This window comes from Tessaracoccus zhenghani (assembly GCF_055326325.1).
Map to the genome: position 1 here is coordinate 638,857 of NZ_JBUZNQ010000002.1, position 14,955 is coordinate 653,811.

General features: G+C 67.1%; 9 protein-coding genes and 3 pseudogenes. 4 read left to right on the plus strand and 8 right to left on the minus strand.

All coding sequences use genetic code 11. From position 1 onward, the window contains the following. Window positions 1–106: 106 nt before the first annotated feature. Entirely contained in the window at window positions 107–1,468 is a 1,362-nt protein-coding gene (locus tag ACZK4S_RS06755) for a glucose-6-phosphate dehydrogenase (protein ID WP_076062291.1), read from the minus strand. Window positions 1,469–1,503: 35 nt separating this feature from the next. Beyond that, a complete protein-coding gene (locus ACZK4S_RS06760; protein ID WP_463643795.1) occupies window positions 1,504–2,178 on the minus strand; it encodes an SDR family NAD(P)-dependent oxidoreductase in 675 nt (224 codons plus the stop codon). Between the two features lie 125 nt (window positions 2,179–2,303). On the opposite strand from ACZK4S_RS06760, the gene ACZK4S_RS06765 reads away from it, so the two are divergent. The 4 genes and pseudogenes from ACZK4S_RS06765 to ACZK4S_RS06780 form a co-directional block, all read left to right on the plus strand. Then, window positions 2,304–3,686 (plus strand): FAD-binding oxidoreductase, encoded by a 1,383-nt coding sequence (locus tag ACZK4S_RS06765; RefSeq protein WP_463643796.1) that lies wholly within the window; start codon window positions 2,304–2,306, stop codon window positions 3,684–3,686. After that, window positions 3,683–4,966 carry a class I SAM-dependent methyltransferase gene (locus tag ACZK4S_RS06770; RefSeq protein WP_463643797.1) on the plus strand — a complete coding sequence of 428 codons (1,284 nt, stop codon included), beginning with the start codon at window positions 3,683–3,685 and terminating at the stop codon, window positions 4,964–4,966. Before ACZK4S_RS06765 ends, ACZK4S_RS06770 begins: the two co-directional genes overlap by 4 nt. 446 nt (window positions 4,967–5,412) lie before the next feature. After that, a pseudogene (locus ACZK4S_RS06775) lies at window positions 5,413–5,856 on the plus strand (transposase); the annotation flags it as partial. 63 nt (window positions 5,857–5,919) lie between these two features. Continuing rightward, a pseudogene (locus ACZK4S_RS06780) lies at window positions 5,920–6,599 on the plus strand (DDE-type integrase/transposase/recombinase); the annotation flags it as partial. Between the two features lie 7 nt (window positions 6,600–6,606). Here the strand turns inward: ACZK4S_RS06780 and ACZK4S_RS06785 are convergent. The 6 genes and pseudogenes from ACZK4S_RS06785 to ACZK4S_RS06810 form a co-directional block, all read right to left on the minus strand. Beyond that, complete coding sequence (locus ACZK4S_RS06785) at window positions 6,607–7,989, minus strand: IS30 family transposase (protein WP_076062282.1); 1,383 nt, start codon at window positions 7,987–7,989, stop codon at window positions 6,607–6,609. After that, window positions 7,910–8,940: pseudogene (locus tag ACZK4S_RS06790) on the minus strand (IS3 family transposase). Before ACZK4S_RS06790 ends, ACZK4S_RS06785 begins: the two are co-directional and overlap by 80 nt. 445 nt (window positions 8,941–9,385) lie before the next feature. Beyond that, window positions 9,386–12,802: a carbamoyl-phosphate synthase large subunit gene (carB, locus tag ACZK4S_RS06795; protein ID WP_463643798.1), complete on the minus strand. Its 3,417-nt coding sequence runs from the start codon at window positions 12,800–12,802 to the stop codon at window positions 9,386–9,388. After that, window positions 12,802–13,920 (minus strand): glutamine-hydrolyzing carbamoyl-phosphate synthase small subunit, encoded by a 1,119-nt coding sequence (gene carA, locus ACZK4S_RS06800; RefSeq protein WP_459055943.1) that lies wholly within the window; start codon window positions 13,918–13,920, stop codon window positions 12,802–12,804. Before carA ends, carB begins: the two co-directional genes overlap by 1 nt. Window positions 13,921–13,979: 59 nt before the next feature. After that, a complete protein-coding gene (locus tag ACZK4S_RS06805) occupies window positions 13,980–14,477 on the minus strand; it encodes a beta-class carbonic anhydrase (protein ID WP_463643799.1) in 498 nt (165 codons plus the stop codon). Window positions 14,478–14,604: 127 nt separating this feature from the next. Beyond that, window positions 14,605–14,931, minus strand: a complete 327-nt coding sequence (locus ACZK4S_RS06810) for a helix-turn-helix transcriptional regulator (RefSeq protein ID WP_459017855.1) — start codon at window positions 14,929–14,931, stop codon at window positions 14,605–14,607. Window positions 14,932–14,955: the final 24 nt, after the last annotated feature.

Below are 14,955 nucleotides of genomic sequence, written 5' to 3' on the forward strand. Positions count from 1 at the left end.
TCCCATGCAGTTGAACTGCGCACGTGAACTCGAGCGTCGAGCGATGGGAACGGGCCGCGCTGAAGGACATCTGGGGCCCAACGGTGCTTCCGCCCCGAAGTCCGGGTCACGCGTTCCAGCGCGTCGGCCCTGCTCCTCCCGCCACATACTCATCCAAGGGCACCAGGCCCTGCTGCCAGGCGTGAATGACCGGTTGCACGATCCGCCAACATTCCTCGGCCACGTCACCGCGCACGGTCAGGAGCGGGTCGCCGCGGAAGATGGAGTCGAGGATTTCGCCGTAGGGCTTGAGCGGGCTCTCCGCGAGGTCCGTCGAGAGCACCGACTGGTCCAACTGGAAGCGGTTGGACTCAGCGTTGGTCGACAGCCCCAGCCTGATGTTGGCGGGTTTCATGCCGATGCTCAGCACGTTCGGCGGCGCCTCCGTGAAGCCCTCCGGCACGTGGTCCACCGGACGGAAAGCCACGGTGATGCCGTTGCGGGCGTCGCCGAGCGCCTTGCCGCTGCGCAACCGGAACGGGACACCGGCCCACCGGTCCGTGTTGATCCTCACGGTGAGTTCCGCCAGCGTCTCGGTGTTCCGCGAGGCGTCGACACCCGGCTCGTCGACGTAGTTCGGGACAGCCTCGCCGCCGATCTGGCCGGCCGTGTACCGCGCGCGACGGGAGGAGGCCACCGGGTCGTCATCCCACACGTGGGTGTGCCGGAGCATCAGGGCGATGAGGTCGCGGACGTCGCGCTCGTTGAGCGACGGCGGCTCCTCCATCGCGAACAGGGCCAGGACCAGCAGGAGGTGGCTCTGGATCATGTCGCGGAGCGCGCCCGCACCGTCGTAGTAGCCGGCGCGGCCCTCGAGCGCCAGCACCTCGTCGACGGTGATGTCGACGCTCTCGATGTTCTGGTTGTTCCAGGCATGCTCGAAGATGCGGTTGGTGAAGCGGAGCCCGAGGAGATTGAGCACCACCGATTTACCGAGGAAGTGATCGATGCGGAAGAGCTGGTTCTCCGGCACGAGGCCGGCGAGCACCCCGTTGAGTTCGCGGGCGGTTTCCAGGCTGGAGCCGAACGGCTTCTCCAGGGCGAGCCGGAGCCCCGGCGGAATCTCGAGGGTGGTCAAGGCCTTGCAGAGCTCGATCGAGATCCGGGGCGGGAGCGCCAGGTAGAGCACCGGTGCGTCCCCGAGGCCATCGAGCAGGGTGCGCAGGGCGCCGGCGTCGGTGAGGTCGAGCTGTTCGTAGCGCGTGGTGGCGATCACCCGTTCGACGCTCGCCTTGGCGCACCGGCCACCCAGCGCCCCGCGGACGCGCCCAACCCACTCCTCCTGGGACAACTCATCGGCGGCGCACCCCACCAGGGTCACGTCGTACTCGGGGTTGGTCTCGAGGAGGGTCCCCAGACCGGGCAGGAGGAGGCGGGTGGCGAGGTCGCCTGAGGCGCCGAGGATCGCGAGCGTGACTGGAACGGCCATGCGCCCACTCTATGCACCGCGCCCGGGATCGGGCGCTACTCGCGCCCCTCCTCGAGTGGGATGAGCATCGTCCTGAATTCACCCGGTGTTGTGTGGACTTGCCAGATGCGCTCCGCGACCCCGTCGACGCCGTCGGCGACCTTCAGCTTGGGGATGGAGCCGGGGATCACCAACTGAACGACGCGGACGCCCTCGTCGGCCAGCGCCTCATGCAGCATCTCGCCGTACGCGCTCTCGGCCGGGAAGGCCACCGACGTGCCCGAGAAGCCCGCCCGGGCCTTCACCGAGGTGCCACCGTTGATCAGGATGATCGTGCCGCCGCCCGCGGCGCGCATCGCAGGCAGAACTGCACGTGCGGCCGTGATGAGGCCCAACGCTGAGAAGCGCAGCGCCTCGAGCGCCAGTTCGGGGGTGAGGTCGAGGACGGGTTCCAGGTATGACCGGGACGGGAGTGGGCTGTACTGCAGAGCGGTGATCGGACCCAGCTCGTCAGCCGCTGCCGACAGCGCGGCCTCGAGGGACGCGGCATCGCGGACATCGGCTGCGTATCCGCGCGCGGTCACGCCGTCGTCGGCGAGCGCGGACGCCAGCGCGTCCAGCTTCGACTGGTCGCGCGAGATGAGCGCCACCGAGAATCCTTCGCGCCCGAACCTGCGCGCGACCGCGGCGCCCAGACCGGGCCCTGCCCCGACGATTGCCAACGTTGCCATGAGGCTCTCCTTCACTCAAAGTCCCCTCTCGCCGAGCGTAGCGTCGGCCTGAGTGGCGAAAGCGAAAGGGCTACGGATTCTCCGTCCGGGCAGATACACGAGAGGCTCCGGGTTACTGTGGCCTCGTGGCAGCAGCACCTGTCCGGACGGAGCATGACCAGGCAATAGCGAGGCTGCGATCGTCGTACGAGGCGATCCCGGCAGGCTCGCCGGTGCGCCTCGCCAAGCCCACGTCGAACCTGTTCCGTCCGAGAGCCGGCATGACAGCTCCCGGACTGGACGTTTCCGGCCTCACCGGGGTACTGGCCGTCGACCCCGTGACGCGCACGGCGGAAGTCCAGGGCATGTGCACCTACGAAACCCTCGTGGACGCCACGCTCGCCCACGGGCTGATGCCGCTGGTCGTCCCGCAGTTGCGGACGATCAGCATCGGTGGTGCGGTGAGCGGGCTCGGTATCGAGTCCACGAGCTTCCGCAACGGCATGCCGCACGAGTCCGTCCTCGAGATGGACGTCTTCACCGGGGCCGGCGAGGTGGTCACGACAAGGCCCGGCGACGACCTCTTCGATGCCGTGCCGAACTCCTACGGTTCCCTGGGCTACGTCACCCGCCTCGTGATCGAACTCGAGCCGGCACCCGCCTTCGTCGCACTGCGTCACCTGCGCTTCAGCGACACCGACTCACTGGCCGCCACCATCGCCGAGATCTGCGCGACCCGCTCCCACGACGGCACCGCGGTCGACGGCCTCGACGGCGTGGCCTTCGCGCCGGGGGAGTACTACCTCACCCTCGCCACCTGGGCCGACGCGCCCTCCGGCCCTGTCAGCGACTACACCGGTCAACAGATCTACTACCGCTCCATCCGGAGCCTCTCCACCGACCGTCTCACCGGCTACGACTACCTCTGGCGGTGGGACACGGACTGGTTCTGGTGCTCGCGCGCGTTCGGCGTCCAGCACCCGTTGGTCCGCAGGCTGTGGCCCCGTCGCTGGCGCCGCTCCGATGTCTACCACCGGCTGGTCGGGCTCGACCGTCGCACCCGCTTCAGCGAGCGGCTGGACGCACTGGCCCACCGCCCGCGGCAGGAACGCGTGATCCAGGACGTCGAGGTGCCGGTGGAGCGGGTGGGGGAGTTCCTCACCTGGTTCGACGGGGCCGTCGGGATGCGGCCGGTGTGGCTCTGCCCCCTGCGCCTGAGGTCGACGGGCGGACCCGGCGCCCGGCCCTGGCCGACCTACCCCCTGCGCGGGGGCACCACCTACGTCAACGTGGGCTTCTGGGGCGCGGTGCCCGTCGGACCGGATGCGCCGCTCGCGCCGCGCAACAGGGCGATCGAAGAGAAGGTGCAGGCGCTGGGAGGCCACAAGTCGCTCTACTCCGAGGCCTTCTACGACCGGGACACGTTCCAGCGTCTGTATGGTGGCGCGAATCTCGCCGCGGTGAAGGCCCGTTATGACCCTGACAACCGGCTGACCAGCCTGTACGAGAAGGCGGTGGAGGAACGATGAAACAGAACCTGAACGCACGGATGCCCATCGCCGACGCGGTCGCGTCGCTGCTGCGCGAGGGCATGCCCCTGAGATTCACGGCATCGGACGGGAGCGCCACGGGACCGGAGGACTCGGAGCTCGGCCTGGCGCTCCGCACCCGGCGCGGACTCGCGTACCTGCTGACCGCCCCCGGCGAACTCGGCATGGTGAGGGCGTACCTCGCCGGTGACCTCGAGCTGCGGGGCGTGCACCCGGGCGACCCCTACGAGATCCTCAAGCTCATCCAGGACCAGGTGGCGTTCCGGCTGCCCAGCGCCCCCGAGGCGCTCGAACTGGCGCGCTCTCTCGGGCTCGAAACGCTCAAGCCGCCCCCGCCGCCCCCGCTGGAGTACCCGCCACGCTGGCGGCGTCTCGCCAAGGGGTTGCGCCACTCGAAGGCCCGCGATTCGGACGCCATCTCGCATCACTACGACGTCTCCAACACCTTCTACGAGCATGTCCTCGGCCCGTCGATGACCTACACCTGCGCCGTCTATCCCAGGCAGGACGCGACGCTGGAGGAGGCGCAGGCGGAGAAGTACGACCTGATCTGCCGCAAGCTGGGGCTGCGCGCCGGAATGCGGCTGCTCGACGTCGGCTGCGGCTGGGGCGGCATGGTGCGCCACGCGGCGCAGCATTACGGCGTGCGGTCTGTGGGGGTGACGCTGTCGCGCCAGCAGGCGCTCTGGGCCACCGAAGCCATCGCGCGGGAGGGGCTCGCTGACCTCGCCGAGGTCAGGCACGGCGACTACCGCGACGTGACCGAGAGTGGCTTCGACGCCGTGAGTTCGATCGGGCTGACGGAACACATCGGCGTGAAGAATTACCCCACCTACTTCGCGTTCCTGCGGGATCGACTCCGGCCGGAGGGCCGGCTCCTGAACCACTGCATCACGCATTCCCACAACCGCCGCGAGCCGGTGGGTCCGTTCCTGGACCGCTACATCTTCCCCGACGGCGAGATGAGCGGGTCCGGCATCATCATCAGGGACGCCCAGGACGCCGGGTTCGAGGTCATCCACGAGGAGAACTTCCGCCCGCACTATGCCCTCACGCTCGCCGCCTGGTGCCGCAACCTCGTCGACCACTGGGATGCCTGCGTGGCGGAGGTGGGGGATACGAAGGCCCGTGCCTGGGGCCTCTACATGGCCGGTTCCAGGCTGAGTTTCGAACGCAACCACGTCCAGTTGCACCACGTTCTCGCGGTGCGTGCCACCGACGACGGCACCAACGGCTTCCCGCTGCGACCCACCTGGTGAGCGAGGCACGCGTAGAGAAAAGCAAAACCCCCGGTGATCTGCGTTTCCGCTGATCACCGGGGGTTTCCAGTGTGTCCGAGAGAGGACTTGAACCTCCTTTGAAATCCGTTTGACTTCGAAGTACGCCGAATCGGCTTCGATCTGGATTGTTTCGTGCGGCGAACGTGCGACGGAGGGGACGGTGCCGACGCGCGCAAGGCCAATGATTCCGCCCTGGCTCCGAACCGGATGAAGACGGCGCCATGACAACCAGCCGCACGGTCGATGAGGGTCGCTCATGCCGAGAGGGTTTCATCGCGCTCATGCCCAGAGTCGGGCGTCCGCGCCGGAGTTAAGTCCCTCATAGTGGTGTAGCCCCGGTGGCCGAGTCGGAAGACGATGGCGCGGTCACCGTGGGATCCTTCGAGTTCACCTCTCACAGCTCTCTCGAAAGGGACATCACCACGATGACCGCTCCACACATTGTCGACCCCGCCCACGTGCTGGGCAACCTGCTCACCCAGGCCTCGCCCGACATGATGCGCACCCTCCTGCAGACCCTGATCAACGCCCTCCTGTCCGCTGACGCCGACCAGGTCTGCGGAGCCGAATGGGGCCAGCCCTCGGCCGACCGGCTCGCGCAACGCAACGGCTACCGCCACCGACCCCTCGACACCCGCGTCGGCACCGTCGACGTCGCCGTCCCGAAACTGCGCACCGGCTCCTACTTCCCCGAATGGCTCCTGGAGCGCCGCAAACGAGCCGAGACCGCCCTGATCACCGTGGTCGCGGACTGCTACCTCGCCGGGGTGTCCACCCGCCGAATGGACAAGCTCGTCAAAACCCTGGGCATCGACGGACTCTCGAAGTCCCAGGTCTCCCGGATGGCCGCCGAGCTCGACCAGCACGTCAACGAGGGGACTGCTGCACGAGTAGGTGACATCTGATCTGTGACGCCGTGGGGCGTCGCTGGACGGATCCGGCTGCTGGAGCAGGAGAACGAGGTCTTGCGCCGGGCAGCGGCGTATCTGTCGCAGGCGAACCTGCCGGGAAAATGATGTACCCGCTCGTGCGTGAGCTCGCCGCCGACGGGATCCCCGTCGCGGTGACGTGCCGGGTCCTCAAGCTCGCCCGCCAGCCCTACTACCGCTGGCTCACCCATCCGATCGGCGAGCGAGAGCTCGTCGCCGCGTATCGGGCCAACGCATTGTTCGACGCTCACCGTGACGACCCGGAGTTCGGGCACCGTCTGCTGGCCGACGAGGCCCGCGACGCCGGTCAGGTGATGGCGGACCGCACCGCCTGGCGGATCACCTCTGCCAACCGCTGGTGGAGCGCGTTCGGGAAGAAACGAGGCGCCAACGGGAAGAAGCCGGGACCACCCGCCCACGACGACCTCGTCGAACGCGACTTCACCGCCAAGGGACCGAACCAGGTGTGGCTGACCGACATTACCGAACACCCCACCGGCGAGGGCAAGCTCTACCTGTGCGCGGTCAAGGACCTCTGGTCCGGCCGGATCGTCGGCTACTCCATCGATGCCCGCATGAAGTCCCGCCTGGCCGTGCAGGCGCTGAACAACGCGGTCACCGCCCGCGCAGCGCTAGGCGTCGACGTCGCCGGCTGCATCGTGCATTCCGACCGCGGGTCGCAGGGCGGATTCAACTGGTCGTCGCAACGCGTTGTTGTGTGAGTGATTCTAGATGTTGGTTCCAGACTTCGGCTGGTGTGCGCCAGCCGAGTCTCTTGCGGGGGCGTGTGTTGAGAGCGTGGGCGACGGCGGTGAGGTCCTCTGGTCCCCACCTAGCCAGGTCGGTTCCTTTGGGGAAGTACTGGCGCAAGAGCCCGTTGGTGTTCTCGTTCGTGCCTCGTTGCCAGGGGCTTCGGGGGTCGGCGAAGTAGACCTTGAGGCCGGTGTCGATGGTGAACTGGGCATGGGCCGACATCTCCTTGCCGCGGTCCCAGGTCAGCGACCGTTTGAGCTCGTCGGGCATGGATGCCAGCGCCGCCGCGAGCGCCTTGTTCATCGAGGTGGCCCCGTAGCCTGACAGAGCGGCCCCGTTCTTGACGATTGGCTGTTCGCGCCATCCGTCTTCTCGCGGGAGATGGACCAGGGTCGTGAAGCCCGTGGTGCGCTCGACGACGGTGCCGATCGCTGACCTGTTGGTCCCGATGATCAGATCCCCCTCATGGTGGCCTGGGATCGCCCGGTCCTCGGCCTCTGCAGGGCGCTCGCTGATCAAGACTTCCTGGGTTACGTGGGCCCAGGCCACACGTTTCGATCTGGCCCGGGGCATCCGCAGGGCCCGCCCGGTGCGCAGGCAGAGGATGAGTTCCCGGTTCAGCGCGCCCCTGGCCTGGATGAAAAAGGCCTGGTAGATCGCCTCGTGGCTGATCCGCATGGACTCATCATCGGGGAAGTCGACCTTGAGCCGGTTGGAGATCTGCTCGGGGCTCCACGCTCTGACCCATCGACGATCTTCACGGTGTGGCTTGTTCAAGCCCTTCCATTCCCGCTCCGTGGGGCCAGCGACGGTCACGCCGCTCGGCAAGCGGATCTGACCGGAGAGCCGATCTTCGACGTAGCGAAGCAGCCGCTGATTGCTCACGAGTTTCGCGGTCTTGGGCCGGCGGGCGTACAGCTCCGCCTTCCACTGAGCCACCGAGGCCCGGTACTCGAGCTTCCCGCTTCTGGTCGTCGCGTTCCGGCGCAACTCCCTTGAGATCGTCGACGGACTCATCCTGAGCGTGGCGGCGATCTCGCGGACGCCTTTGCCGAGCGCTCTCAGGATCGCGATCTCCTCTCGCTCCGCGAACGACAGGTACCTGCCTGACGGGGCAGGCCAGGAGTACGGCGTCATCCCGCCAGCATGACGGAACCACCGCTGCCCCACGGCCTGAGCCACGCCCACCGCCTCGGCGGCCTCCCGCGGCAACTTCCCCGTGGCCACCTCGTCCCAGAACTCACGCTCCTTCGCGCGGTGGTGACCCGGATGCCCCGGTGACCGCATCGGCCCACGCTTGGCAACCTCCGTCTCCCACATCGACGGTCGACCCACGACACCCTCCTGACCTCAGGTGTTGCGACGACCGGTTGAACCTGCGCTGAGATCCGCGGTCCGAGTGGAAGATCGCTCCAGGGGCGAGGTGTCCGTGGGTGTGGGCCATCCGCAGAGCGGCGCTGATCAGTTCGGTGCGCATGTGCTCGGCCATTGCCCAGCCGACCACCATCCGGGAGTGGAGATCGATCACGGTGGCCAGGAACAGCCACCCCTCGCCGGTGCGCAGGTAGGTGATGTCACCGACCAGCTTGGTCCGTGGCGTGTCGGAGGTGAAGTCGCGTTTGACCAGGTCGGGGCGCTGTTCGGCGTCGTCGGCGGGGATCGTGGTGCGTTTCTTCGTGCGGGGCTGGATGCCGGCGATCCCGGCCTGGCGCATGATCGAGCGCACCATTCCCTCCGAGGCGGGCACGCCGTCGGCGGTCAGGTCAGCGCGCACCCGGCGGTGCCCGTTGACGCCGTTGGAGGCGGTATGGCTGTCGATCACCGCGGCGGTCACCTCCGCCCGTCGGGTCGCCGCCGGGCTCGGGGTGTCGCGTCGCTTCACCCACGAGTAGTAACCGGCGCGTGAAACGTGCAGCAGTCGGGTCATCAACTCGACCGAGTGGGTGGCCTTCTCCGCGTGGATCAGCGTGAACATGTCGGTCACGGTTGCGTCCTGGCGAAGAAGGCCGCGGCTTTTTTCAGGAACGCGTTCTCCTCCGACAGCCGGCGCACCTCGGCCTCCAACGCGGCCAGGCGGGCCGCCTCCACCGGGGGCGGGGCCTTCGCCGGGTCAGGGTGCTGTTCCCGGTAGATCTTGACCCAGTAGCCCAGCGAGCTCTCATTGATCTCCAACTCCCGCGCGACCTGCGCGATCGGCCGCTGAGCGACCACCACGAGCTGGACCGCGTCAGCCTTGAACTCCGGGGTGTACTTCCTGCGTTTCGATGACATCTCGTCTCGTCGTTCCTGCCTGGTAACGACTGTCCACGAGAAGTGTCACACCCCAGACAGCACCCGCAGCATGCTGCTGGGACTCCTCGAACGCCGCTACGACGCCGTCTCCACCGTGTTCTGCACCCAGTACGCGAAGAAGGACTGGCACCAGAGACCTCAGCTCCGGAGTCCTGTCAACGCCCCCGGTGAAACTGACCAGTTATTGAGCGTCGTCCACACAAGCACGCCACCCCGGCCCCCACACAAGACCCAGACACCCCGCCGCTGGCTCCAGCCACACGATCCGTGGACCCCATCGACCGAGAACCTGCACAGCCGTTGCCCGGCAGCGTCAGCCGGCAAACAGCCCACCCGGCCAGCACCGAAATCGCGACCAGCCAGCCCAGCAAGCGGGTCTCTCAAGCCGCCTCATGAAAGAGGGAGTGTCGACGAGGGTGTCGGCTCAGCCACGCTGAGTACAGTGGTCGTCGGGAGCGACGGTGCGCAACTCCGCCTCTTGTGTGGCCTTGGGGCTGTGGCCCACTCCAGGGGGCACGGATCGGTGGAGATCAGCTCGAATCGCGGCGTTCCAGGACTGCAGCGAACGCACCCCCGGGGTTCCTTGGCGCAGGGATTCGACGCCCTGCACGCACGCCGCGAGGGCCTGGGTCGTGGTCACGCAAGGCACGCCGGCGCGGATGGCCGCGCCGCGAATCTCCCAGCCGTCCTGTCGGGGGCTGCCATGGAGCGAGTGGCCGTGCGGCGTGTTGACCACGAGGTCGATCTCGCCTGCCGCGATGGCCTGCACCACCGTCGGCTCACCGTTGGGACCTGTACCTTGCGACGCCTTCCGGAGCACAGTGACCGCAACATCGTGGCGGCGCAGCACCTGTGCCGTGCCCTCTGTGGCCAGGATCCGGAACCCGAGGTCGGCGAGCCGCTTGATCGGGAAGATCGCGTGCCGCTTGTCGCGATTCGCCACCGAGACGAACACCGTCCCACTCGTGGGAAGAGCGGAGAACGACGCGGCCTGGCTCTTGGCGAAGGCGGTGCCAAAGGCCGCATCAAGCCCCATGACCTCGCCTGTGGATCTCATCTCTGGGCCGAGCAGCGGATCGACGCCGACGCCCTCGGGGCTGCGGAACCGGTTGAAGGGCAACACTGCTTCCTTCACGGCGATCGGTGCCGACTCGAGCGCCGTCGCGCCGTCTCCCCCGGAGCGAAGCATTCCCTCTGAGCGGAGTTCGGCGATCATCGCGCCGAGTGAGATGCGGGCTGCGGCCTTGGCCAGCGGCGTGCCGGTGGCTTTCGAGACGAAGGGCACGGTCCGCGACGACCGCGGGTTGGCCTCAAGCACGTAGAGCACATCGCCGAGCAGCGCGTACTGAATGTTGATCAGGCCCTTCACCCCGATCCGTTTGGCGATGATCTCGGTGGAGCTGCGAATCTGGTCGATGGTCTCGGTACCGAGGGTAATCGGAGGAAGGGTGCACGCCGAGTCGCCGGAGTGGATGCCGGCCTCCTCGATGTGTTCCATCACGCCGCCGATGTAAAGCTCCGCCCCGTCGTAGAGCGCATCGATGTCGATCTCGATCGCGTCGTCGAGAAACCGGTCCACGAGCACGGGGTGCGAGGGGTCGATCTCGGTTGCGCGCTGGATGTAGCTCGCCAATGAGGCGTCGTCGTAGACGATCTCCATGCCGCGCCCGCCCAGCACGTAGCTGGGACGAACCAGCACGGGGTAACCGATCGTGTGGGCGACCGCCAGCGCCTGTCCGGCGGAGACGGCCGTGCCGTGCTGGGGGGACAGCAGGCCCGCGGAGCTGAGGAGGGCGCCGAATTCTCCGCGATCCTCAGCCAGGTGGATGGCCTCTGGCGACGTGCCCACGATGTGGACTCCGCGGTCTTTGAGCGCCTGTGCGAGCTTGAGCGGCGTCTGCCCGCCCAGCTGCACGAGGACGCCCGCCACGGGCCCGGCCGCGAGCTCGGCATGGACCACCTCCAGCACGTCCTCCAGCGTCAGGGGTTCGAAGTACAGCCGGTCGGTGGTGTCGTAGTCGGTCGAGACCGTCTCGGGGTTGCAGTTGACCATCACCGTCTCGTAGCCGGCGTCCCGCAACGCCATGGCCGCGTGCACGCACGAGTAGTCGAACTCGATGCCTTGCCCGATCCGGTTGGGACCGCTGCCCAGGATAATGACGGCTGGCCGGGCGCGGGGCTCGACCTCGGTCTCCTCGTCGTAGCTGGAGTAGTGGTACGGCGTCCGGGCGGCGAACTCGGCGGCACAGGTGTCGACCGTCTTGTACACGGGCCGGATGCCGAACGCCCAGCGGAGGCCACGGACAACGTCAGGGCTGAGATTGCGCAGGTCGGCGATCTGATCGTCGGAGAGGCCGTGTCGCTTGGAGAGCCGCATGAGACCGCCCGTCAGCTCTGGGGCCGAGCACACCTGGTCGGCCGTCTCGCGGATCAGCTGCAGTTGGTCGACGAACCACGGATCGATCCGGGTTGCTTCTACCACCTGTGCCGAGGTGGCGCCGGCACGAAGCGCCTGCATGATGAGGGCGAGGCGGTGGTCGTGCGGTCGGGCGATGCGGCGCAGCAGCTCGTCCACGCTCTCGATGATCGGGCGAGTGAAGTCGAAGAGAGCCGCCGGGTCCTCCAGCGAGCGCAGAGCCTTGCCGAGTGCTTCGGTGAAGCTTCGGCCGATGGCCATGGCCTCGCCCACTGACTTCATGTGCGTGGTGAGGGTGCTGTCAGCGGTTGGGAACTTCTCGAACGCGAAGCGCGGGCACTTGACCACGACGTAATCCAGCGACGGTTCGAACGAGGCGGGCGTCTCGCCGGTGATGTCGTTGGGGATCTCGTCGAGGGTGTAGCCCACCGCCACCTTCGCTGCGATCTTCGCGATCGGGAAGCCGGTGGCCTTCGAGGCCAGCGCCGAGGATCGGGAGACCCGCGGGTTCATCTCCACCACTATCAGCCGCCCGTCGACAGGGTTGAGTGCGAACTGGACGTTGCAGCCGCCAGTTTCGACGCCGACCGCCCTGGTCACCGCGATGGCCACGTCGCGCATGGCCTGGTACTCCCTGTCTGTGAGCGTCATGGCGGGGGCCACTGTGATGGAGTCCCCGGTGTGCACGCCCATGGGGTCTAGGTTCTCGATGGAGCACACGATCACGACGTTGTCCGATCCGTCGCGCATGACTTCGAGTTCGAACTCCTTCCAGCCGATGATCGACTCCTCGATCAGCACCTCGGTGACCGGCGACGCCGAAAGTCCTGCCCCGGCGATCCGGATCAGTTCCTCCTGGTTGTAGGCGATGCCGGAGCCGAGCCCGCCCATGGTGAAGCTCGGCCGGACCACGATGGGGTATCCGAGGATCCCCGCGGCGGCAAGGACTTCGTCCATGACCTGGCAGATTCGCGAGCGTGCCACACCGGCGTCAGCGCCGGGCACCTTGAGTGAGGTGACGATCTGGTTGAACTCCAGCCTGTTCTCCGCCTTTTCGATGGCGTCGACGGAGGCGCCGATGAGTTCGACACCGTAGCGGTCGAGCACCCCGTTCTTGAACAGGGTCATGGCGGCGTTGAGTGCGGTCTGGCCTCCAAGCGTCGCGAGCAGCGCGTCGGGGCGCTCCGCGGCGATGATCTGTTCGAGGTACTCGGGCCTGATCGGTTCTATGTAAGTTGCGTCGGCGTACTCGGGGTCGGTCATGATGGTGGCCGGGTTGGAGTTGACCAGGATCACCCGGAACCCCTCCTCGCGCAACACGCGGCAGGCCTGCGTGCCGGAGTAGTCGAACTCGCACGCCTGCCCGATGACGATCGGCCCGGAGCCGATCACCATGATCGAGGAGATGTCGGTGCGACGGGGCATCAGGCGTCCCTTCCTGCCATGACGTCGACGAAGCGGTCGAACAGGTAGTCGGCGTCGTGCGGTCCGGCGGCTGCCTCCGGGTGATACTGAACAGCGAAGGCAGTCAGTCGGCCGGAATAGTCACGCAACTCCAGGCCCTCGACCACGTCGTCGTTGAGACAGACGTGGGAAACTCGTGCGGTTCCCCAGCGGGTGGACACGGACTGGCCCAGAGGGGCATCGACGGCGAAGCCGTGGTTCTGGGCGGTGATCTCCACCGTGCCCCTGGCCAGGTCCATCACCGGCTGGTTGATGCCGCGATGGCCGTACTTCAGCTTGTAGGTGCCGAAGCCGAGTGCGCGACCGAAGATCTGGTTGCCGAAGCAGATCCCGAAGTAGGGCAGCCCCGCATCCAGAATCTCGGTGAGAAGGTCCACCGCACGCCCGGCTGCCGCCGGGTCGCCGGGCCCGTTGGAGAAGAAGACTCCATCGGGACCCACTGCGGTGATGTCGTCGAGGGTGCTCGCAGCAGGCAGGACGTGCACCTCGATTCCTCGCTGGGCGAGCCGGGTGGCGGTCATGTCCTTGATGCCGAGATCGATCGCGGCGACTGTGAAGCGCTTCCTGCCCACTGCCGGGACGACCTGCTTCGAAGCCACTGTGACATCGGCCACGAGGTCCGCCCCTAGCATGGGCTGCGTCTCCAACACCCGCGCAAGCAGTTGCTGGGGGTCGGTCTCGATCGTGGAGACGCCCACCCGCATCGCGCCGTTGTCACGGATGTGGCGCGTCAGCGCCCGCGTGTCGAGGTCGGCGATGCCGACGATCCCTTGCCGCCGCAGTTCGTCGTCCAGGGAGCCGCTGGCGCGCCAACTCGAGTGGATCCGTGAAGGGTCGCGGACCACGTAACCGGCCACCCAGATCCTGCGCGACTCATTGTCCTGGTCGTTCCATCCGGTGTTGCCGATGTGGGGAGCCGTCGCGATCAGGACCTGGCGGTGGTAGCTGGGATCGGTGAGAGTCTCCTGGTAGCCCGTCATGCCTGTGGAGAAGACGGCCTCCCCGAAAGTCTCTCCAGCGGCACCGAACGACGTGCCGCAGAAGAACCGCCCGTCCTCCAAGACCAGCAATGCTGGCATCGGAAAACGAGCGGTCCCTGCGTAAGCCTCGCTGGAGCTGCCCTGAGCAGGGGGGGTGCTCATGCGATCTGTTCCAGGAGGCTGGTCTCAACGTCGTACAGGAAGCCTCCGACCCTAACCCGGTCAGAGAGCAACGGGTGCTGCCGCAGCAGTGCGACATCGGCGTGGATCCGGCCATGCTGGTCCGGGTCCGCCCCGATGGGCAGGGTGCCGAGGTCCGTACCGGTCGTCTCCGACACGCGCCGACGGATCGCATCGTCGTCGCCGCTGGCCATGGCACAGCGGGTGTGTTGGACGATCAGGATGCGGTCCACGTTGAGAAGGTGTGCGGCCAACACGCATCCGGTGAGCGCGTCCACTGTGACATGGCCTCCAGGCGTGCGCATGATCTTGGCCTCGCCCAGTGTCAGGCCCAGCATCTCCAAGGGCTCCAGGCGTGAGTCCATGCATGTCACGATGGCGATCCCTGCGTGTGCGATGCCGTCGAAGGGGCGGGGCCCGGACCTCGCGTAGCGCTGGTTCGCAGCGATGAGATCGCCAAAGAAGTCCTCGTCCATGGTCAGAACAATAGCGACTTGACACGCGAAGTGCAATTCCGGAAACTAGGAGCTGTAGCAAGTCCAATGCGAGGCGGGGGCAGACCGACCGCAACGCCCGATCGCGAGAGATGGGGGCATGGGTAAGTCAACTCTTCGCCCTGTTCGGCGTCCCGCGAGTCACATTCGCTTCACCAGCCCCGCTCACCATCGCCACGAAGTCGGCGACCCTGACGCCGCGCTCCAGGTTGTGGCGCAGGTGGGTGTCGGGAGCCAGGCGATACTCATTTCGCCGTCCCGACTTTTCCTTGATCACGTAACCCTGCGTCACCAACTCACCGACGATCTGCTGCACGGCGCGTTCAGTGATACCCACCTGCTGCGCGATGTCTCGCATCCGCGCAGTAGGGGTTCTGGCCAGGGCCACGAGGACGTGGCCGTAATTGGAGAGAAAGGTCCAGTCGCCAGGTGCCATAGTGGAGCATGATACCCGATTCTT